Source organism: Micromonospora sp. WMMD734 (genome assembly GCF_049178975.1).
GTDB classification, from domain to species: domain Bacteria; phylum Actinomycetota; class Actinomycetes; order Mycobacteriales; family Micromonosporaceae; genus Micromonospora; species Micromonospora wenchangensis.
This window is the reverse complement of the sequence record NZ_JBMHMK010000001.1, coordinates 4541813-4557595: the sequence shown is the minus strand read 5'-3', so window position 1 is coordinate 4557595 and position 15783 is coordinate 4541813. Positions and strand designations below refer to the sequence as shown.

At 73.1% G+C, this 15783-nt stretch carries 13 protein-coding genes; 10 read left to right on the top strand and 3 right to left on the bottom strand.

The features are described 5' to 3' along the window. Positions 1-165 precede the first annotated feature (165 nt). Positions 166-852: a hypothetical protein gene (locus tag ACN267_RS19330; RefSeq protein WP_204957265.1), complete on the top strand. Its 687-nt coding sequence runs from the start codon at positions 166-168 to the stop codon at positions 850-852. Positions 853-1412: 560 nt separating this feature from the next. Here the strand turns inward: ACN267_RS19330 and gabT are convergent. Together gabT and ACN267_RS19320 are read right to left on the bottom strand one after the other, a co-directional pair. Further along, positions 1413-2684 carry a 4-aminobutyrate--2-oxoglutarate transaminase gene (gabT, locus tag ACN267_RS19325; RefSeq protein WP_421489305.1) on the bottom strand — a complete coding sequence of 424 codons (1272 nt, stop codon included), beginning with the start codon at positions 2682-2684 and terminating at the stop codon, positions 1413-1415. A 5-nt stretch (positions 2685-2689) separates the two neighbouring features. Beyond that, positions 2690-4126: a gamma-aminobutyraldehyde dehydrogenase gene (locus ACN267_RS19320; protein ID WP_421489304.1), complete on the bottom strand. Its 1437-nt coding sequence runs from the start codon at positions 4124-4126 to the stop codon at positions 2690-2692. Positions 4127-4268: 142 nt separating this feature from the next. Between ACN267_RS19320 and ACN267_RS19315 the strand changes: the two genes are divergently transcribed. Next, positions 4269-5708, top strand: a complete 1440-nt coding sequence (locus tag ACN267_RS19315; protein ID WP_421489303.1) for an aldehyde dehydrogenase family protein — start codon at positions 4269-4271, stop codon at positions 5706-5708. Positions 5709-5725: 17 nt separating this feature from the next. Here ACN267_RS19315 and ACN267_RS19310 read toward each other — a convergent pair whose 3' ends face one another. Continuing rightward, positions 5726-6949: an SUKH-3 domain-containing protein gene (locus ACN267_RS19310; protein ID WP_421489302.1), complete on the bottom strand. Its 1224-nt coding sequence runs from the start codon at positions 6947-6949 to the stop codon at positions 5726-5728. A gap of 103 nt (positions 6950-7052) precedes the next feature. Here ACN267_RS19310 and ACN267_RS19305 point away from each other — a divergent pair, with 103 nt between their 5' ends. From ACN267_RS19305 to ACN267_RS19270, 8 genes are all read left to right on the top strand, one after another. Continuing rightward, on the top strand, positions 7053-7454 hold the full coding sequence (locus ACN267_RS19305; protein ID WP_307820937.1) for a YbaB/EbfC family nucleoid-associated protein: 402 nt from the start codon (positions 7053-7055) through the stop codon (positions 7452-7454). Continuing rightward, on the top strand, positions 7447-7791 hold the full coding sequence (locus ACN267_RS19300) for a hypothetical protein (protein WP_204956540.1): 345 nt from the start codon (positions 7447-7449) through the stop codon (positions 7789-7791). Before ACN267_RS19305 ends, ACN267_RS19300 begins: the two co-directional genes overlap by 8 nt. A gap of 19 nt (positions 7792-7810) precedes the next feature. Further along, positions 7811-11788, top strand: a complete 3978-nt coding sequence (locus tag ACN267_RS19295; RefSeq protein WP_421490450.1) for a toxin glutamine deamidase domain-containing protein — start codon at positions 7811-7813, stop codon at positions 11786-11788. Beyond that, complete coding sequence (locus ACN267_RS19290; protein WP_421489301.1) at positions 11760-12059, top strand: hypothetical protein; 300 nt, start codon at positions 11760-11762, stop codon at positions 12057-12059. Before ACN267_RS19295 ends, ACN267_RS19290 begins: the two co-directional genes overlap by 29 nt. Positions 12060-12068: 9 nt before the next feature. Further along, positions 12069-12263 (top strand): hypothetical protein, encoded by a 195-nt coding sequence (locus tag ACN267_RS19285; RefSeq protein WP_281900373.1) that lies wholly within the window; start codon positions 12069-12071, stop codon positions 12261-12263. Positions 12264-12276: 13 nt separating this feature from the next. Next, the gene (locus ACN267_RS19280) at positions 12277-12978 is read left to right on the top strand and encodes an endonuclease V (protein WP_421490449.1); all 702 of its coding nucleotides are present in this window, start codon (positions 12277-12279) and stop codon (positions 12976-12978) included. Between the two features lie 141 nt (positions 12979-13119). After that, positions 13120-14313: a hypothetical protein gene (locus tag ACN267_RS19275; protein WP_421489300.1), complete on the top strand. Its 1194-nt coding sequence runs from the start codon at positions 13120-13122 to the stop codon at positions 14311-14313. A 69-nt stretch (positions 14314-14382) separates the two neighbouring features. Next, on the top strand, positions 14383-15765 hold the full coding sequence (locus ACN267_RS19270; RefSeq protein WP_421489299.1) for a phosphomannomutase/phosphoglucomutase: 1383 nt from the start codon (positions 14383-14385) through the stop codon (positions 15763-15765). Positions 15766-15783 lie beyond the last annotated feature (18 nt).

Here is a 15783-nt window from a genome sequence, read left to right as displayed (position 1 = left end):
GGAGTTGAGGGGAGGGGAAAGGGTCATTAAAGGGCTGAAAGGTGCACCGCAACTCCTTGATCGACAGCGGGACCACGGCATGCCGGCAGGCTGGTTTGAACGGGAGGGGCTCCTGGGCCGTACCAGGCGGTGCAGGCAACGGCAACGGCGACGACGGGAGACGTGGTGAAGGTGCAGCGCAAGCACGTACTGGCGGCAGGGGTGGCGGTGGTCGCCACGGCGGTGGTCGCGGTGGGGACCGGGTTCGGGTTCGCCGACACCACGTCCGCCCGGCCGAGCCTCTGCTCCGGCTCGGTCACCTTCTCCGCCGAGGGCGGCGAGCCTGCCGCGACAAGTGACCGGTTCCCGGTGGGGACACGGCTGCGGGTGACGAACCTGGACAACGGGAAGGTGGCGACGGTGTCGGTGAGCGGTCCGTCGGGCAGTTGCGTGCTGCTCAACGCCGCCGCGATGGAGCTGGTCCGGGAACCCGGCAAGAACGTGATCCGGCGCAACGTGGTCGAGCGGGTCGGTGCCGACGTACCTGCCGCCCCGGATCCCGGGGAGACCAGGCCCGGTGCCGCCCAGCCCCCGGCAGCCCAGCCCTCGGCGACCGGCTTGACGGCCCTGCCCGCCGCGTGCACCGGCTCGGTCACCTTCTCCGCCGAGACCGGCGCACCCGCAGCGACGAGCGACCGGTTCCCGGTGGGGACACGGTTGCGGGTGACGAACCTGGACAACGGGAAGGTGGCGACGGTGTCGGTGAGCGGTCCGTCGGGCAGTTGCGTGCTGCTCAACGCTGCCGCGATGGAGCTGCTGCGCGAGCCCGGCAAGAACGTGATCCGGCGCAACCTCGTCGAGCTGGTGCGCTGACCGCACCGGGCAGGCCGGCACCCTGGGCAGCTCCGCACCGGCCGTCACCCCGGGCAGCTCCGCACGGCCGGCACCCTGGGCAGCTCCGCACCGGCCGTCACCCCGGGCAGCTCCGCACGGCCGGCACCCTGGGCAGCTCCGCACCGGCCGTCACCCCGGGCAGCTCCGCACGGCCGGCACCCTGGGCAGCTCCGCACCGGCCGTCACCCCGGGCAGCTCCGCACGGCCGGCACCCTGGGCAGCTCCGCACCGGCCGTCACCCCGGGCAGCTCCGCACGGCCGGCACCCTGGGCAGCTCCGCACCGGCCGTCACCCCGGGCAGCTCCGCACGGCCGGCACCCTGGGCAGCTCCGCACCGGCCGTCACCCCGGGCAGCTCCGCACGGCCGGCACCCTGGGCAGCTCCGCATCGGCCGTCACCCCCGGCAGCCCCGCACCGGCCGTCACCCCGGGCAGGCCCGCACCGGCCGGGGCCCCAGGGCAGGCCCCGGCCCTGGCAGCCCCGACCGCAGGCCCCGGCCGACGGTGCCCGGGGTCGTGCCACGGTCGGGGGGTGGGCGGTCAGCCGAAGGAGGCGTCCAGGATGTCCAGCCCACGGGCCAGTTCGTCGTCGGAGATCACCAGCGGCGGCAGGAACCGCAGCACGTTGCCGTAGGTGCCGCAGGTCAGGGTGAGCAGGCCGGCGGCGTGGCAGGCCGCCGAGACGGCGCTGGCGGCGGCCGGGTCCGGAACCAGGCCGCCCGGCCGGACCAGTTCCACCGCCAGCATCGCGCCCCGGCCGCGTACCTCGGCGATCCGGGGATCGCGGGCGGCGATGGCCCGTAACCGGTCGGCGAGCACCGACCCGATCCGTCGCGCGGCGGCGGCCAGGTCCAGCTCCCGCATGGTGGCGACGCTGGCCAGGGCCGCCGCGCAGGCGATCGGGTTGCCACCGTAGGTGCCGCCGAGACCACCGACGTGCACCGCGTCCATCAGCTCCGCCCGGCCGGTCACCGCCGCCAACGGCAACCCGCCGGCGATGCCCTTGGCCAGGGTGACCAGATCCGGCACCACGCCCTCGTGGTCACAGGCGAACCAGTCGCCGGTACGGCAGAAACCGGTCTGGATCTCGTCGGCGACGAACACCGCCCCGGCCGCCGTCGCCCACTCCCGCAGCGCCGGCAGGAAACCCTGGGCCGGTACGACGAAACCGCCCTCACCCTGGATCGGCTCGATCAGCAGCGCGGCCACGTTCTCCGCCCCGACCTGCTTGTCCACCAACTCCAGCGCCCGCGCCGCCGCCTGTGCCCCGGACAACCCGCCGTCGCGCAGTGGGTACGACATCGGCACCCGGTGGATCTCCCCGGCGAACGGCCCGAACCGGTGCTTGTACGGCATGTTCTTCGCGGTCAACGCCATGGTCAGGTTGGTCCGGCCGTGGTAGGCGTGCTCGAAGACCACCACCGCCTGTCGTCCGGTGGCGTGCCTGGCGATCTTCACCGCGTTCTCCACCGCCTCGGCACCCGAGTTGAACAGCGCCGACCGCTTCTCGAAGGTGCCCGGGGTCAGCCCGTTGAGCTGCTCGCAGACCGCCACGTACGACTCGTACGGCGCAACCATGAAGCAGGTGTGGGTGAACCGTTCGACCTGGGCGCGTACCGCCTCGACGACGCGCGGGGCGGCGTTGCCGACGCTGGTGACCGCGATGCCGGCGGCGAAGTCGATCCACTCCCGCCCCTCGACGTCGGTGATCGTGCCGCCGCTGGCGGTGTCGACGTAGGAGTCGATGACGCTGCCGACGCCCCGGGCCACGGCGGCACCCCGCCGCCGGTGCAGCTCCGCGCTGGAAACCATGGGGCTCAGCCCTCGATGTGGTGCATGACGTGCTTGATCCGGGTGTAGTCCTCCAGGCTGTAGACCGAGAGGTCCTTGCCGTGGCCGGAGTGCTTGAAACCGCCGTGCGGCATCTCCGAGACGAACGGGATGTGCGTGTTCACCCAGACGCAGCCGAAGTCGAGCCGCCTGGTCATCCGCATCGCCCGTCCGTGGTCACGGGTCCACACCGAGGCGGAAAGGCCGTAGTCGACGCCGTTGGCCCAGCGCACCGCCTCGTCCTCGTCGGTGAACCGCTGCACGGTGATCACCGGGCCGAACACCTCCTGCTGAATGATCTCGTCGGCCTGGCGTACCCCGGAGACCACGGTGGGGGCGTAGAAGTAGCCGCGCCCGCCCACCCGCGCGCCACCGGTGTGCAGGTCGGCGTGGTCGGGCAGCCGGTCGACGAAGCCGCTGACCCGGGCGAGCTGGTTGGCGTTGTTCAGCGGGCCGTAGAGCACGTCGGCGTCGTCCGGGCCGCCGGTCTTCGTGTTGCGGGCCTGCTCAGCCAGCGCTGCCACGAAGTCGTCGTGCACGCCGGGGCCGGCCAGCACCCGAGTCGCGGCGGTGCAGTCCTGGCCGGCGTTGAAGTAGCCACCCGTCGCGATCGCCTCGGCCGCCGCCGCCACATCGGCGTCGTCGAAGACCACCACCGGGGCCTTGCCGCCCAGTTCCAGGTGCGTCCGCTTGAGGTCCGGCGCGGCGGCCGAGGCGACCTCCATGCCCGCCCGGGTCGAGCCGGTGATCGACACCAGCTGCGGGGTCGGGTGCGCCACCAGGGTACGACCGGTGTCCCGGTCACCGCAGACCACGTTGAACACCCCCGGCGGGAAGAACTCGGCGGCGATCTCGGCCAGCAGCAGCGTCGACACCGGTGTGGTGTCCGACGGTTTCAACACCACCGTGTTGCCGGCCGCCAACGCCGGGGCTATCTTCCACACCGCCATCATCAGCGGGTAGTTCCACGGGGTGACCTGCGCGCAGACGCCGATCGGCTCCCGCCGCACGTACGAGGTGTGCCCCGCCAGGTACTCCCCGGCCGAGCGGCCCTCCAGCAGCCGGGCCGCCCCGGCGAAGAACCGGAACTGGTCCACCGCCGGCGGCAGCTCCTCCTCGGCGGTGAGCTGCCGGGGCTTGCCGGTGTTGCGTACCTCCGCGTCGACCAGTTCGGCGGCCCGCGACTCCACCGCGTCGGCGAGCTTCAGCATCGCCCGCTGCCGTTCGGCCGGGGTGGTGTCCCGCCAGGTCTCGAAGGCGGTCGCGGCGGCCCGCATCGCGGCGTCCACGTCGGCCGGGCCGGAGACGGGCGCCCGGGCGAAGACGTCACCGGTGCAGGGGTCGATCAGGTCGGCGTGACGGCCGTCCACCGGGTCGACGTACGCGCCGTCGACGAAGTTGCGGAGCTGCTGCTGGTCGCTCATGGTGAGGTCTCTCCAGGGGTGGCTGGGAGTGGAGTCAGCGGACGTAATCGCAGTCTGCCTGCCATCTTCGCTACTGAATTCGCGGCAGACAAGGGCTTGAGCGACTGTTTCCGTGTGGCTGCCTGTCGTCTACGCTGCCGACGTGGAGCCGAGAGCGTTCTGGGTCGCCGGTCGGGCCGTGCACGGCGACGACGAGGTGACCGTCACCCACCCGTACGACGGTCGGGCGGTGGGGCGTACCAGTTGGGCCACGCCCGACCAGGTCGAGGAGGCCGTCGCCGCGGCGGCCCGGGTGGCGGCGGAGGCCGCGGCCCTGCCCGCGCACGTCCGGGCGGCGGCCCTGGACCACGTGTCCCGGGAACTCGCCGCCCGGACTGTCGAGGTGGCCGACCTGATCACCGCCGAGAACGGCAAACCGATCACCTGGGCGCGGGCCGAGGTGGGCCGGGCGGTGTCCACGTTCCGCTGGGCGGCCGAGGAGGCCCGACGGTTCTCCGGCGAGTTGCAGCGGCTCGACACCGACCCCGCCGCCACCGGTCGGATCGCCCTGGTCCGGCGGGTCCCCCGGGGGCCGGTGCTGGGCATCACCCCGTTCAACTTCCCGCTCAACCTGGTGGCCCACAAGCTCGCCCCGGCCCTCGCGGTCGGTGCGCCGATCATCGTGAAACCGGCCCCGGCGACGCCGCTGTCCGCGCTGCTGCTCGGGGAGATCCTCGCCGGCACGGACCTGCCGGACGGCATGGTGTCGGTGCTGCCGCTGCCCAACGACCGCACCGCCACCCTGGTCGACGACCCCCGGCTGGCGGTGGTGTCGTTCACCGGCTCCGGGCCGGTCGGCGCGCAGATCCGCAGCCGGGTGCCGGCCAAGCACGTCACCCTGGAACTCGGCGGCAACGCGGCGGCGGTGATCTGCGCCGACTGGGCGTCCGACGAGGACCTGGACTTCGCCGCCCGACGGATCGCCACCTTCGGCAACTACCAGGCCGGGCAGTCCTGTATCGCGGTGCAGCGGGTCCTCGTGCACGAGCGACGCTACGCCGACTTCCTGCCCCGGCTGGTTGCCGCCGTGCGGGCGCTGCGCACCGGCGACCCGCTCGCCGAGTCGACCGACGTCGGGCCGCTGGTCTCCGTCGAGGCGGCCCGCCGGGTCGAGACGTGGGTCGACGAGGCCGTCGCCGCCGGGGCCACCGTCGAGGTCGGAGGCCGCCGCGACGGTGCCGGCTACCCGCCCACCGTGCTGACCGGGGTGCCACCCTCGGCGAAGGTCAGCGCCGAGGAGGTCTTCGGGCCGGTGCTGGTGGTGGCCCCGGTGGACAGCGACGACGCCGCGTTCGCCGCCGTCAACGACTCGGCGTACGGGTTGCAGGCCGGCGTGTTCACCCACCGGCTCGACGTGGCGTTCACCGCCGCCCGGGTGCTGGAGGTGGGCGGAGTGATCATCGGTGACGTGCCGTCGTACCGGGCCGACCAGATGCCGTACGGGGGCGTCAAGGGCAGCGGGGTCGGCCGGGAGGGCGTGCGGTCGGCGATGGACGACTACACCGAGCCCAGGGTGCTGGTGCTGACCGGGATGCCGCTGTAACCCCGGCACCTCCCTCGTCACCAGGTGCCGTCGTCCCGGACCCGGGGCGGGGCGAGGCCGAGCAGCAGGGTGGTCAGCGCGGCGTCGACGTCGCCGCCGAGGAACCACTCGCCCGCCTGGTCGAGCGCGAACACCCGGCCGTGGTCGTCCACGGCCAGGATCGCGTCCGGATGACCCGCGCCGATCGGGAAGAGCCGTACGCCGAGCACGGCACCGAAGTCCGCCAGGGTGTCGGCGGTGTACGCGGCGTGCACCGGGTCGACGGAGAACCGGGAGATCCACACCTCCCGACCGGGCCCGCGCCGGCTGCTCTCCAACGAGGGGAAGCGGGTCAACGTGTCCAACGCGGCAGGGATCTCAGGGTGCCCTCTTCGCAACTCGTGGGCTTCCAGAATGGCCATTCGCGCCAGACCCTCGTCACCGAGCGTGGGTTGCCAGCCCCCTTCGACAAGCGCGTGAGCAACCTCTGCGACGAACCGGCCGGGTTCTGGGGCTTCTGCGGGCTCCGGCCGCCACTGCCTGGTGAACGCCAGTTCCGACCAGCCGACGACTGCGAAGTGCACCAGGAAGTTCAGGCAGGAGTCGCAGGGACGTTCCGCCGGGCCGGCGTCCGGATCGCCCGGCTCGCGGACCAGGAACACGTCGATTCCGGTCGCCGTCAACAGCGACTCCGCCTCGCGCATGGTCAGCGGGGGTAGGCCGGCGGCGGCGCGTCGATGGTCGTACTCGTGCAGGACGTCGGAGACGACGACCAGCTCGGCGTGCCGGTCGCCCCCACGGACCAGGTGCCCCACGGGTAGTTCGTCCAGGTAGGCCCGGACCAGGGGGTGGTGCCGCAGCGGCACGTCCCCCTTGACGCCGTGCCCGACGTAGGTGCGACCCTCGACGGTCAGGTGGGCCACGACGGCGGGCGTCGGCAGCCGCCGGATCTCGCGCAGCAGCAGGCTGGCCGGGTCGACGGTGCGCGGCGCGGGGGTGCCGGTGGGGCGGCTGCGCCGGTACATCTGCTGCACTACCGCCGCCGGCACCCGCGGCCAGGTGGTGACCTCACCGGTCTGCTTGTCGACGACGGTGGTGGGCAGATCGCCGGGGTTCGTGTCGACAGCGCGGTCGACGGTCGACCGGATCACGTAGCCCAGGTCGAACTCGTCGAGCGCGGGCCGGCACTCGTAGCCGAGGCGCTGCGAGTCCCGCCGCGCCCACACGTCGGCGAGCTGCTCGGCCTGTTGACGATCGATCACGGCCCGAAACTACCGGACCCCACGGGATCGTGGCGCCCGGTATGGTTCGCCTGACTGACGGTGACGGGGGAGGGTGGCGTTGGCCGAAAGGGTGGACCGGGACGTGAACCAGGCGCTCCGGGCGCGGTTCGACGAGGTGTACGGCCAGTACCAGCGGTTGCGGTCCGGTGTGGACGACCTGCGCGCCGAACTGGCGGAGTTGCGGGTCACGGAACGCTCGGACGACGGCCAGGTCACCGCGACGGTGGGGGCGCGCGGCGAGCTGATCTCGGTGGAGCTGACCCCGGCCGTCTACCACGACCGCGATCATCACGCGCTGAGTCGGAAGATCACCACAACCGTGCACCGGGCCTGCACCCGCGCTGCCACGGCGACCCAGGAACTGGTCACCGCGTACCTGCCGGCCGGCTCGGGGTCGGTGGAGTTCCTGCGTACCGGCGATTTCGGCGCGCTGCTCGGCCGCGCCGACGCGGTGCTCCGCCGGGAGGCGGAACGGCATGAGTGAGGGAAACCTGTGGCTGGACCCCGACCGGGCCCGACGGGGTGGGGCAGACCTGCGCCTGGCCGGCACCTCGGTGTCGGCACGTCGTGCCACCCTCGGTGGGGAGATCGCGGCGGCCAGCGCCACCCGTCCGTGGGGCCGGGACGACATCGGCGCGGCCTTCGAGAAGAGCTACCGGGCCTACGAGGAGACCCTGTTGCGTGCCTGGTCGGGGCTGGGTCGCACCATCGAAGGGCTCGGGTCCGACGTGGTGACCTCGGTGGACGCCAACGTCCGGACGGATGCGGCGAGCGGTCGGCGGCTCGACGGGGTGGTCGACCGGCGCGACCACCGGCGCTGACCCGGGAGAAGCCTTGAGCGTGCTGCCGAGCCCGATCCCGCATCCCCTCGACTACAGCCCCTGGGACCTGCCGGGTTGGGCCTACGAGGCGCTCGACTGGGTGGTCGGGGTGCAGTGGCCGGAGGGAAACGAACGCACCGTCTGGGATCTCGCCGACCAGTGGTACGCGGTCGCGGGGGCCCTGGCCGGGCCACGGGCCGATGCGGTCGCCGCCGCCGCCGAGGTCCGCAGCGGGTACGGCGGGACCGGGGCGGTGCCGGAGGCGTTCGAGGCGGCGTGGCGGCGGCTGGCCGAGGGCGACGAGGCCCCGTTGCCGGTGCTGCTGGCGGTCAGCACCGACCTGGGGCGGCTGGTCGAGGAGTGCGGCAGCGACATCGAGGCCGCCAAGCTCGAAGTGTGGATCGAACTCGGCATCCTGGTCGCGGAACTGCTCGCGCTCGCCGTCGCGGCCGCGCTCACCGCTGGTGCCGCCTCACCGGCGGCCGGCGCGGCGATCACCGCCAGCCGGCTGGTCATCCAGCAGATCTTCCGTCGGTTACTTGCCCAACTGGCCAAGAAGGCGCTCCGGCAGGGCCTCAAGGAGGCAGGCGAGCGGGCCGCCAAGGAAGTGGCCAGGCAGGGCGTGCGCGGGCTCGGCAGGCGGGCGGTCAAGGGGGGCCTGTTCGAGGCCGGGCAGGAAGCCGGGGTGAGCCTGGCGACGCAGGCGTACCAGAACTCCACAGGTCGCCGGCACGGCCTGGATCTTGCCGATCTCGGTGCGTCGGCGATCGGCGGGCTGGCCGGTGGGGCGGTCGCGCCGCTCGCGGGCCTGGGACGGCAGGCTACCGGGCGTGCAGCCCGGGTCGGTGAGCACGTCGGCCGCGAGATGACAGGCGAGGTGCTGGCGGAGGGCGCGGCCGGTCTGGCCACCGGCCAGGGGATGCCGTCGCTGGAGGACGCCAGCCGGGCCGCCGTGTCCGGGGTCGCCGGCTCGGCGACCGGGCAGGCGGACACCGCGTTACAGGCCCGGCTCGACGCGCGGTTGCATTCACTGGCCGACGTCTCCCAGCCGCCCGGGGTTTTCCCGATCCCGCCACCCGTGCCCGCCGGTGACCAGGTGCCGCCGGCCGTCGATGCCCTCATGCGGTCGCCCGGGGACGCTCCGGCACCGAAGCCGACGATGCCTGTCGACCCGGCCGTCATGACCGGCAGCGGCGCGGACGTGGGTGTCGAGACGTCGCCACCCCGGGACCCGCAGGCACCGGTCGACTCCGGGCGGACGGCTGTCACAGGTCAGATCGACCGGTCGGCCGAGCCGAACCCGACCGCACCGCTTCGGTCCGAACCCGAGGCGCAGCACCACATCGGTGCTGCGGCACCGCCGGTCGCCGCCGGTCCGGTGCCCGACAGCCCCACCCTGTCATCGATCGCGGTGGACCGGGAGAGTTCCCTGGCGATGGCGGGCCGCACCGCCGACCCGGTGACGACGGCCCCGGTCGCGGCACCCCAGGGTGCCGACGCCGGGCAGGTCAACCCGACCGCGAGCGTGACGACAGCGGGACCGCCCGCAGGAACGGCCGCGACGCCCACGCCCGTGACGGGTACGGCCCTGACCGGCGTTCCGTCCGGGCCGCCCACCGGCCCTCCGGTAGGCGCGGCGCCGGCGGCGGGGCCACCGAACAGCAGCACCCCGGTCACGGCGCCGCCCCCGGCCGACCGGGACCGATCGCCGGGCGGCGGTGACCCGGGGCGGCAGCGGGGTGGGCGGTTGCCACTCCTGACAACACTGGCACCTGCACCCGTGGCCTCCCCCGCCACCGGGAGATCCGTCTCCGGGCCGTCGGCGAACGACCAGCCACCTTCCCCCAGGACCCCCGAGTGGTACGCGGTCAGGTGGGCGGCCGAGCGGGAGGCGCTGGAACGGCGTCGCTATCAGGGCTACTTCGAGTCGCAGCGGCACTGGTTCGAGGACCGGCGACGCACGGACGCGGCAGCCCGCCGGCAGAAGACGGCCCGAAGGCGCGAGGGGGTCGCCAGACGTGCCGCCCGGCAGGCGTTCGAACTCCAGCGTGCGGGTCGGCCGGACCTGGCCGAGAGGTTCCAGGGAATAGCCCGCCAAGCGGAGCGTGACGCCTACCGTCACCAGGATCTCGCGGAAGAGATCCTGGCCGGCCGGGTCGCTCCGGAGGCGGTGTTCGTAGCCGACAGTGCCGATTTTTCTCGCATCAACGACGATGTGGCGGAGTTGGCCGGTGGTGGGGTCGAGACGGGTGACAGGTCGGCGTTGACCGGCGACGACGATCCACCGCCCATCGACCGTTCCCGCCGGTACGGGGAGTTCGGCGGGCTGCGCCCTCCCCTCGCGCTGCACCAGACCGACCTCGAACGGCAGATGCCCCGCACTCCGGACGGCGGCGTCGTGCGTACCGCCGATCCCCGGCAGGGCGGCTGGTTCGCGCTGGCCAACGACGGGGGGCCGCAGGCCGATCCGACCCGGGGCATCAACTGCCTGGACTGCACCCTGTCCCTCTACGAGACGTGGCTGCACGGCCGGCCCAGGGTGGCCGCACCCCGTACGTTCGACGGCTACCTGCAGGGCGACGTCCGGCGTCCCGTCAACGGTGAGACCGGTGGACCCGGCCGGGTGGAGGAGGTCACCGGCGGGCGGTTCCAGAAGCTGTTCGCGGTCGACGAGGGCCGCTCGCCAGGGCCTGCGGCGCTACGCACGTCCGTCGAGCGGGGATACCGCAACCTGCGTGACCAACTCGTCCTCGGTGGCCACGGCAGTTACGCCTTCCTGATCACGGAGTGGGAGAACGGCGGTTCGCACGCCTGGGTGGCGCTCAACCAGAACGGCACCGTGCTCTATCTCGACCCGCAGGCGGGCACGGTGCACGACCGCCCGCTCTACGGGCACGCGGGCCGGCGGCGACCTGACAACGTCGTCGGCATCGACGCGCTGATCCTCGGCGGCGACGGCCGGCCGATGCCGTTGGGCGGGCTGGCGCGGGGCCGGTTCAGCGCCCGTCCCGATCTGCCCGAACACCCTGCGGTGCCGGACGACGAGCAAGGGTACGGCGACCCGTATCTCAACCGCATGCACCTGCTCGACGGGCCTGGTGGTGCGCCGGACGTCGGGAGCGGGGTGCCGGCGCGTGGTCGGGATGCGGACCCTGCCGGGGTGATGACCCAACTGTCCGTCCATGAGCGCAACGTGCTGCACGGCATTTGTGAGCAGGCGACGGTGGCGGCCGACGCGGTGGAGAGTGCGCTCGATCGGCTTGCCGCCCGGGTGACCGGGGCGTTGGGAGTCGATGATGCCGTTGCGCTGTCCGACCGGGAGTTCCGGGTGAAGAGTGAGGTGTCGCTCGCGCGCAAGTTCCTCGACGAGGCAAGTGCGGTCGGCATCTCGGTGGAGGATTTCAGCGTGGAGGTCAACGACGTCCTCCGGTTCTGTCTCGTCGTGTCACAGCCGGAGTGTTACGAGCCGGCGGTACGCAGGACCCTTGCGGAGTTGAACGGTGCCGGATTCGCTGTCGACGGGAGTTCCTGCAAGAATTTTTGGCGTGCCGGTAACCGGTTCTACGGTTTCAACTGCACCGTCCGTTCCCCGGAGGGGCAGCTTTTCGAGTTGCAGGTGCACAGCCGTTCGTCCCGGGCCGCATGGTTGGAGACCCATCACGCGTACGAGGTGCTGCGTCGTACGACCCAGTCGCCGGTGCGACGTGTCGAGGCGTTCCTCGACATGTTGTCGATAAACCGCCGGCACGGGATGCCGTCCGAGGTCCCCGCTCGGCTCGCGGAGTCCTTCCCAGCGAAGGATGCCAGCTTCGCCAGGTGGCTACACCTCAACCGCAGCGTCCGGCGGTCGTACCTTGAGGCGCTCCGAATGGAGGGCTCAGTCTTCACCGACATCGCGGCACGGTTCGGCCTTACCGCGAAGGACTTCCCCGTTTCTCCCGAGTTGGAACCCCAATTGGAGCCTCCGGTTGCTGACCTACTACGTTCTGTTTCGTAGCGCCGAAACGGCTGATCCGGCCGGCATCTTCGTGGTCGACGCGGCCAGGGGGAACGCCCTACTGTGGGATCACCGACGCCGTTCGTGGACGTACAACCCGGACCTTGTCACTCGCTTCCTCGATGATCATCGGAACTTCGGGCGGTACCGCGAGGTCGACCGGTCGGTTGCCGATCGTGCTGCCCTGGACGTCTCGGGCGGGCAGCGGCTCCCGGACGTCGACGCCATCGAACGGATTTTCGCTCAGGCGGCCGTGGGGGACGCCGATTAGGGTGGGGCGATGACGGACCCTGCTGCCAAGAAGCGTCAGACGGCCGCCTGGGTGTCGGGCCTGGCCATCGGCATCGTCATCGGGCTGATCATGTTCCGGGACGCCGTCGGTGTGGCGTTCGGGATCTCCATCGGCATCGCCTTCGCGATCGCCTTCGGTGCCTTCGACAAGAAGGAGGACGGACGCGACGGTGAGCCCGGCTGAGACCGAGGGACGGCTGGAGCACGGGGACACGGGGTCGCCCGGGTTGACCGTCGCCGAGGCGGTGGCCGTACAGGACCGGTTGCGGCCCCGGGTGGACCTGGTCGGTCCGGGTCCCTGCCGGCCCGCGACGGTGGCCGGCCTCGACGTGGCGTACGCGCCGGACGGCGACCTGCTCGCCGCGGCCGTGACCGTGCTCGACACCGCGACCCTGACGGTGGTGGACCACGCGGTCAGCGTGGGCCGGCCCGCGTTCGGGTACGTGCCGGGGCTGTTCGCCTTCCGTGAGCTGCCCGCCCTGCTGGCCGCCCTGGACCGGCTGACCACCCGCCCCGAACTGCTGGTCTGCGACGGACACGGGGTGGCCCACCCGCGCCGGTTCGGGTTGGCCAGCCACCTGGGCGTGGTGACCGGGCTCCCCGCGATCGGGGTGGGCAAGACCCCGTTGGTCGGCGGGTGGACCGGGCCGGGCCTGCACCGGGGGGACACCGCAGCCCTGGTCGACGCCGGTGAGGTCGTCGGCCGGGTGGTGCGTACCCGGGACGGGGTGAAGCCGGTGTTCGTCAGCGTCGGGCACCGGATGGGACTGGACAACGCCGTCGCGCAGGTGCTCGCGTTGACCCCGCGGTACCGGCTGCCGGAGACCACCCGTACCGCCGACCGGCTCTGCCGCGCGACCCTCGCCGCCGCCGTCGGCCCGGCCCGCGCCGCCGGCTGAGGGGCCCGGCGGGCCGGAGCTGCCCGGTCGGGTGGAGGGGGTAACGCGGCCCACATGTGGGGCGCTCTGTCACCGGGTGACCTGTCGCGCTGGTAGTAACCTGGCCGGCGGCCCCCGCCGGGGCGGAGGGGGAGGTGGGAGATGTCCGTGCGTCGGCAGGCGGCACGGGTGGTTACCGTCGGTGCGCTGCTCGGTGGCCTGGTGGCGGTCGGCGCGCTCCCCGCCCATGCCGACGAGGACCGGGTGCGGGTGCGGGCCTCGGGTGGCTTCTCCGCCGGGGGTTCCCCGGGCGGGGTCGCGATCGAGGTGCGCAAACGCACCGACGGGTGCGTGCTGCTGCGGACCGGGCTGGGGTTGAGCCTGGCCGGGGTTGGCGCGGACCAGGTGCGGGTAGAGGTGAACGTCGGGGGGCGATGGTCCACTGTGTCCGTCACCGGTGGCGGCGGCGTGCTCCAGGTCTCCCGTACCTCGTCGGCGGGTCCACCGTTGTGCAAGGGGAAGAGCAGCACCGTCCGCTACCGGGTGGCGTTCCTCGCCGGGGCGCCGGCGGGTCGGCTGGACGTGGTCGGTGAGGCCACGACCGCGGCCGGCCGGCTGATCGGCCGGGGTGCCGACACGTCCCGGGTCGGCGGGCGGGCCGCCGGTTCCCCCACGCCGAGTCCCACTCCGACCAGGAAGCCCACGCCCACCCCCGACGCGACCACGCCCGCGCCCGCGCCGACGACGGTGACCGCCGGGGCCGCGCTCGCCGCCCCGGCGGCCGGCCCCACCACCGCCGCCGCAGAGACCTCCGGAGGATCCATGACCATGTTTGCCGGCATCGCCCTGGTGATCCTGGGTGCCGGGCTCATCGCCCTGCTGATCTTCCGGTCCCGCGCCGACCGGGCCGCCGTCGACCCGGGCCGGGCCGTCGACCCGGTCGACCTTCCGGCCCTGCCGCAACCCCGTAACCCGGTAACCCCGACCACCTACCGCTCCGGGGGTGTGGCGGCGGGTCCGGCCCCGGCCCCCTCCGGGCAGGTGTACGGGCAGCCGCAGCCGCCCGCGCCGGCCCGCCCCGGCAGCCTGTACGGGGCACCGGCCGCCTACCCGACGGTGACGCCCGCGCCCCGCCCGGCCGGCGGGGTGTATGGCAGCCGTCCGGCCGCCGCCCCGCCCGCCCCGGGCGGTCCGGTCTCCGCGCCGCCCGCCCCGGCTGCCGTCCCGCCCGTGTCGGCTGCCGTCCCGCCCGTCCCGAACCCGCCGGTTTCCGCGCCGCCCGCCCCGGACCGGCCGGCGTCACCGCCCGCCACCGGCGGCGAAGCGACGACGATCATGCCCGAGCTCCCCGGCTAGGAGGGGACGGACGCCACCGCTCCGATACGCTCAGGGTCGTTGACGACCCCTGTCGAGGAGCTGAAACCGGTGTCTGACCTGTCCCAGATCGTGAAGGCGTACGACGTCCGTGGGACGGTGCCCGACCAGTGGGACGAACGGGTCGCCGAAGCCCTCGGCGCGGCCCTCACCCGGGTGCTCGACGAGGCCGGCGAGCCGGACGGGGCCGTGCTGATCGCGCACGACATGCGGGCCACCGGCCCGGGGCTGGCCGCCGCCTTCGCCGACGGCGTGCGGGCCGAGGGGCGGGCCGTGATCGAGTTGGGGCTCGCCTCCACCGACATGCTCTACTACGCCTCCGGTGCGCTCGGCCTGCCCGGGGCGATGTTCACCGCCAGCCACAACCCGGCGCGGTACAACGGCATCAAGATGTGCCGTTCCGGGGCCCGCCCGATCGGCCAGGACAGCGGCCTGGCTGACATCCGGGTCCGGGCCCAGGCACTGCTGGACGCCGGCACCCGGCCGGCCGCCGCGTCACCGGCCCCGGCCGACCGGCGTGACCTGCTCCCCGACTACGCGGCCCACCTGCGCAAACTGGTCGACCTGTCGACCATCCGCCCGCTCAAGGTGGTGGTGGACGCCGGTAACGGGATGGGCGGTTACACGGTGCCGAGCGTGCTCGGCGACGCGGCGTTGCCGGCCCTGCCGCTGGAGATCGTGCCGCTCTACTTCGAGCTGGACGGCACCTTCCCCAACCACGAGGCCAACCCGCTCGACCCGAGGAACCTGGTCGATCTCCAGCGGGCGGTGGTGGCCCACTCCGCCGACCTCGGCCTGGCCTTCGACGGCGACGCCGACCGGTGCTTCGTGATCGACGAGCGGGGCGAGCCGGTCTCCCCGTCGGCGATCACCGCCCTGGTCGCCGCCCGCGAGCTGGCCAAGCACCCGGGGTCCACGGTGATCCACAATCTGATCACCTCCCGGGCCGTGCCGGAGATCATCCGTGAGCACGGGGGCGTGCCGGTGGTGGCCCGGGTGGGGCACTCCTTCATCAAGGCCGAGATGGCCCGGACCAACGCTATCTTCGGCGGGGAGCACTCCGCGCACTACTACTTCCGGGACTTCTGGTTCGCCGACACCGGCATGCTCGCCGCCATGCACACCCTGGCCGCCCTCGGTGAGCAGTCCCAGCCGCTGTCCCTGCTGGCCAGCGGCTACGAGCGGTACGTCGCCTCCGGCGAGATCAACTCCACGGTCACCGACCAGGCCGCCCGGGTCGCGGCGGTGCGGGCGGCGTACCCGCAGGCGGAAGCGGACGAACTGGACGGGCTCACCCTGCGGTTCCCCGACGGTGCGTGGTTCAACCTGCGCGCCTCCAATACCGAACCGCTGCTGCGGCTCAACGTCGAGGGCCCGACCGCGGAGCGGATGACCTCGCTGCGCGACGAGGTGCTGGAGCGGGTTCGCCGATAGGATCCCCTCCGCCGGTCG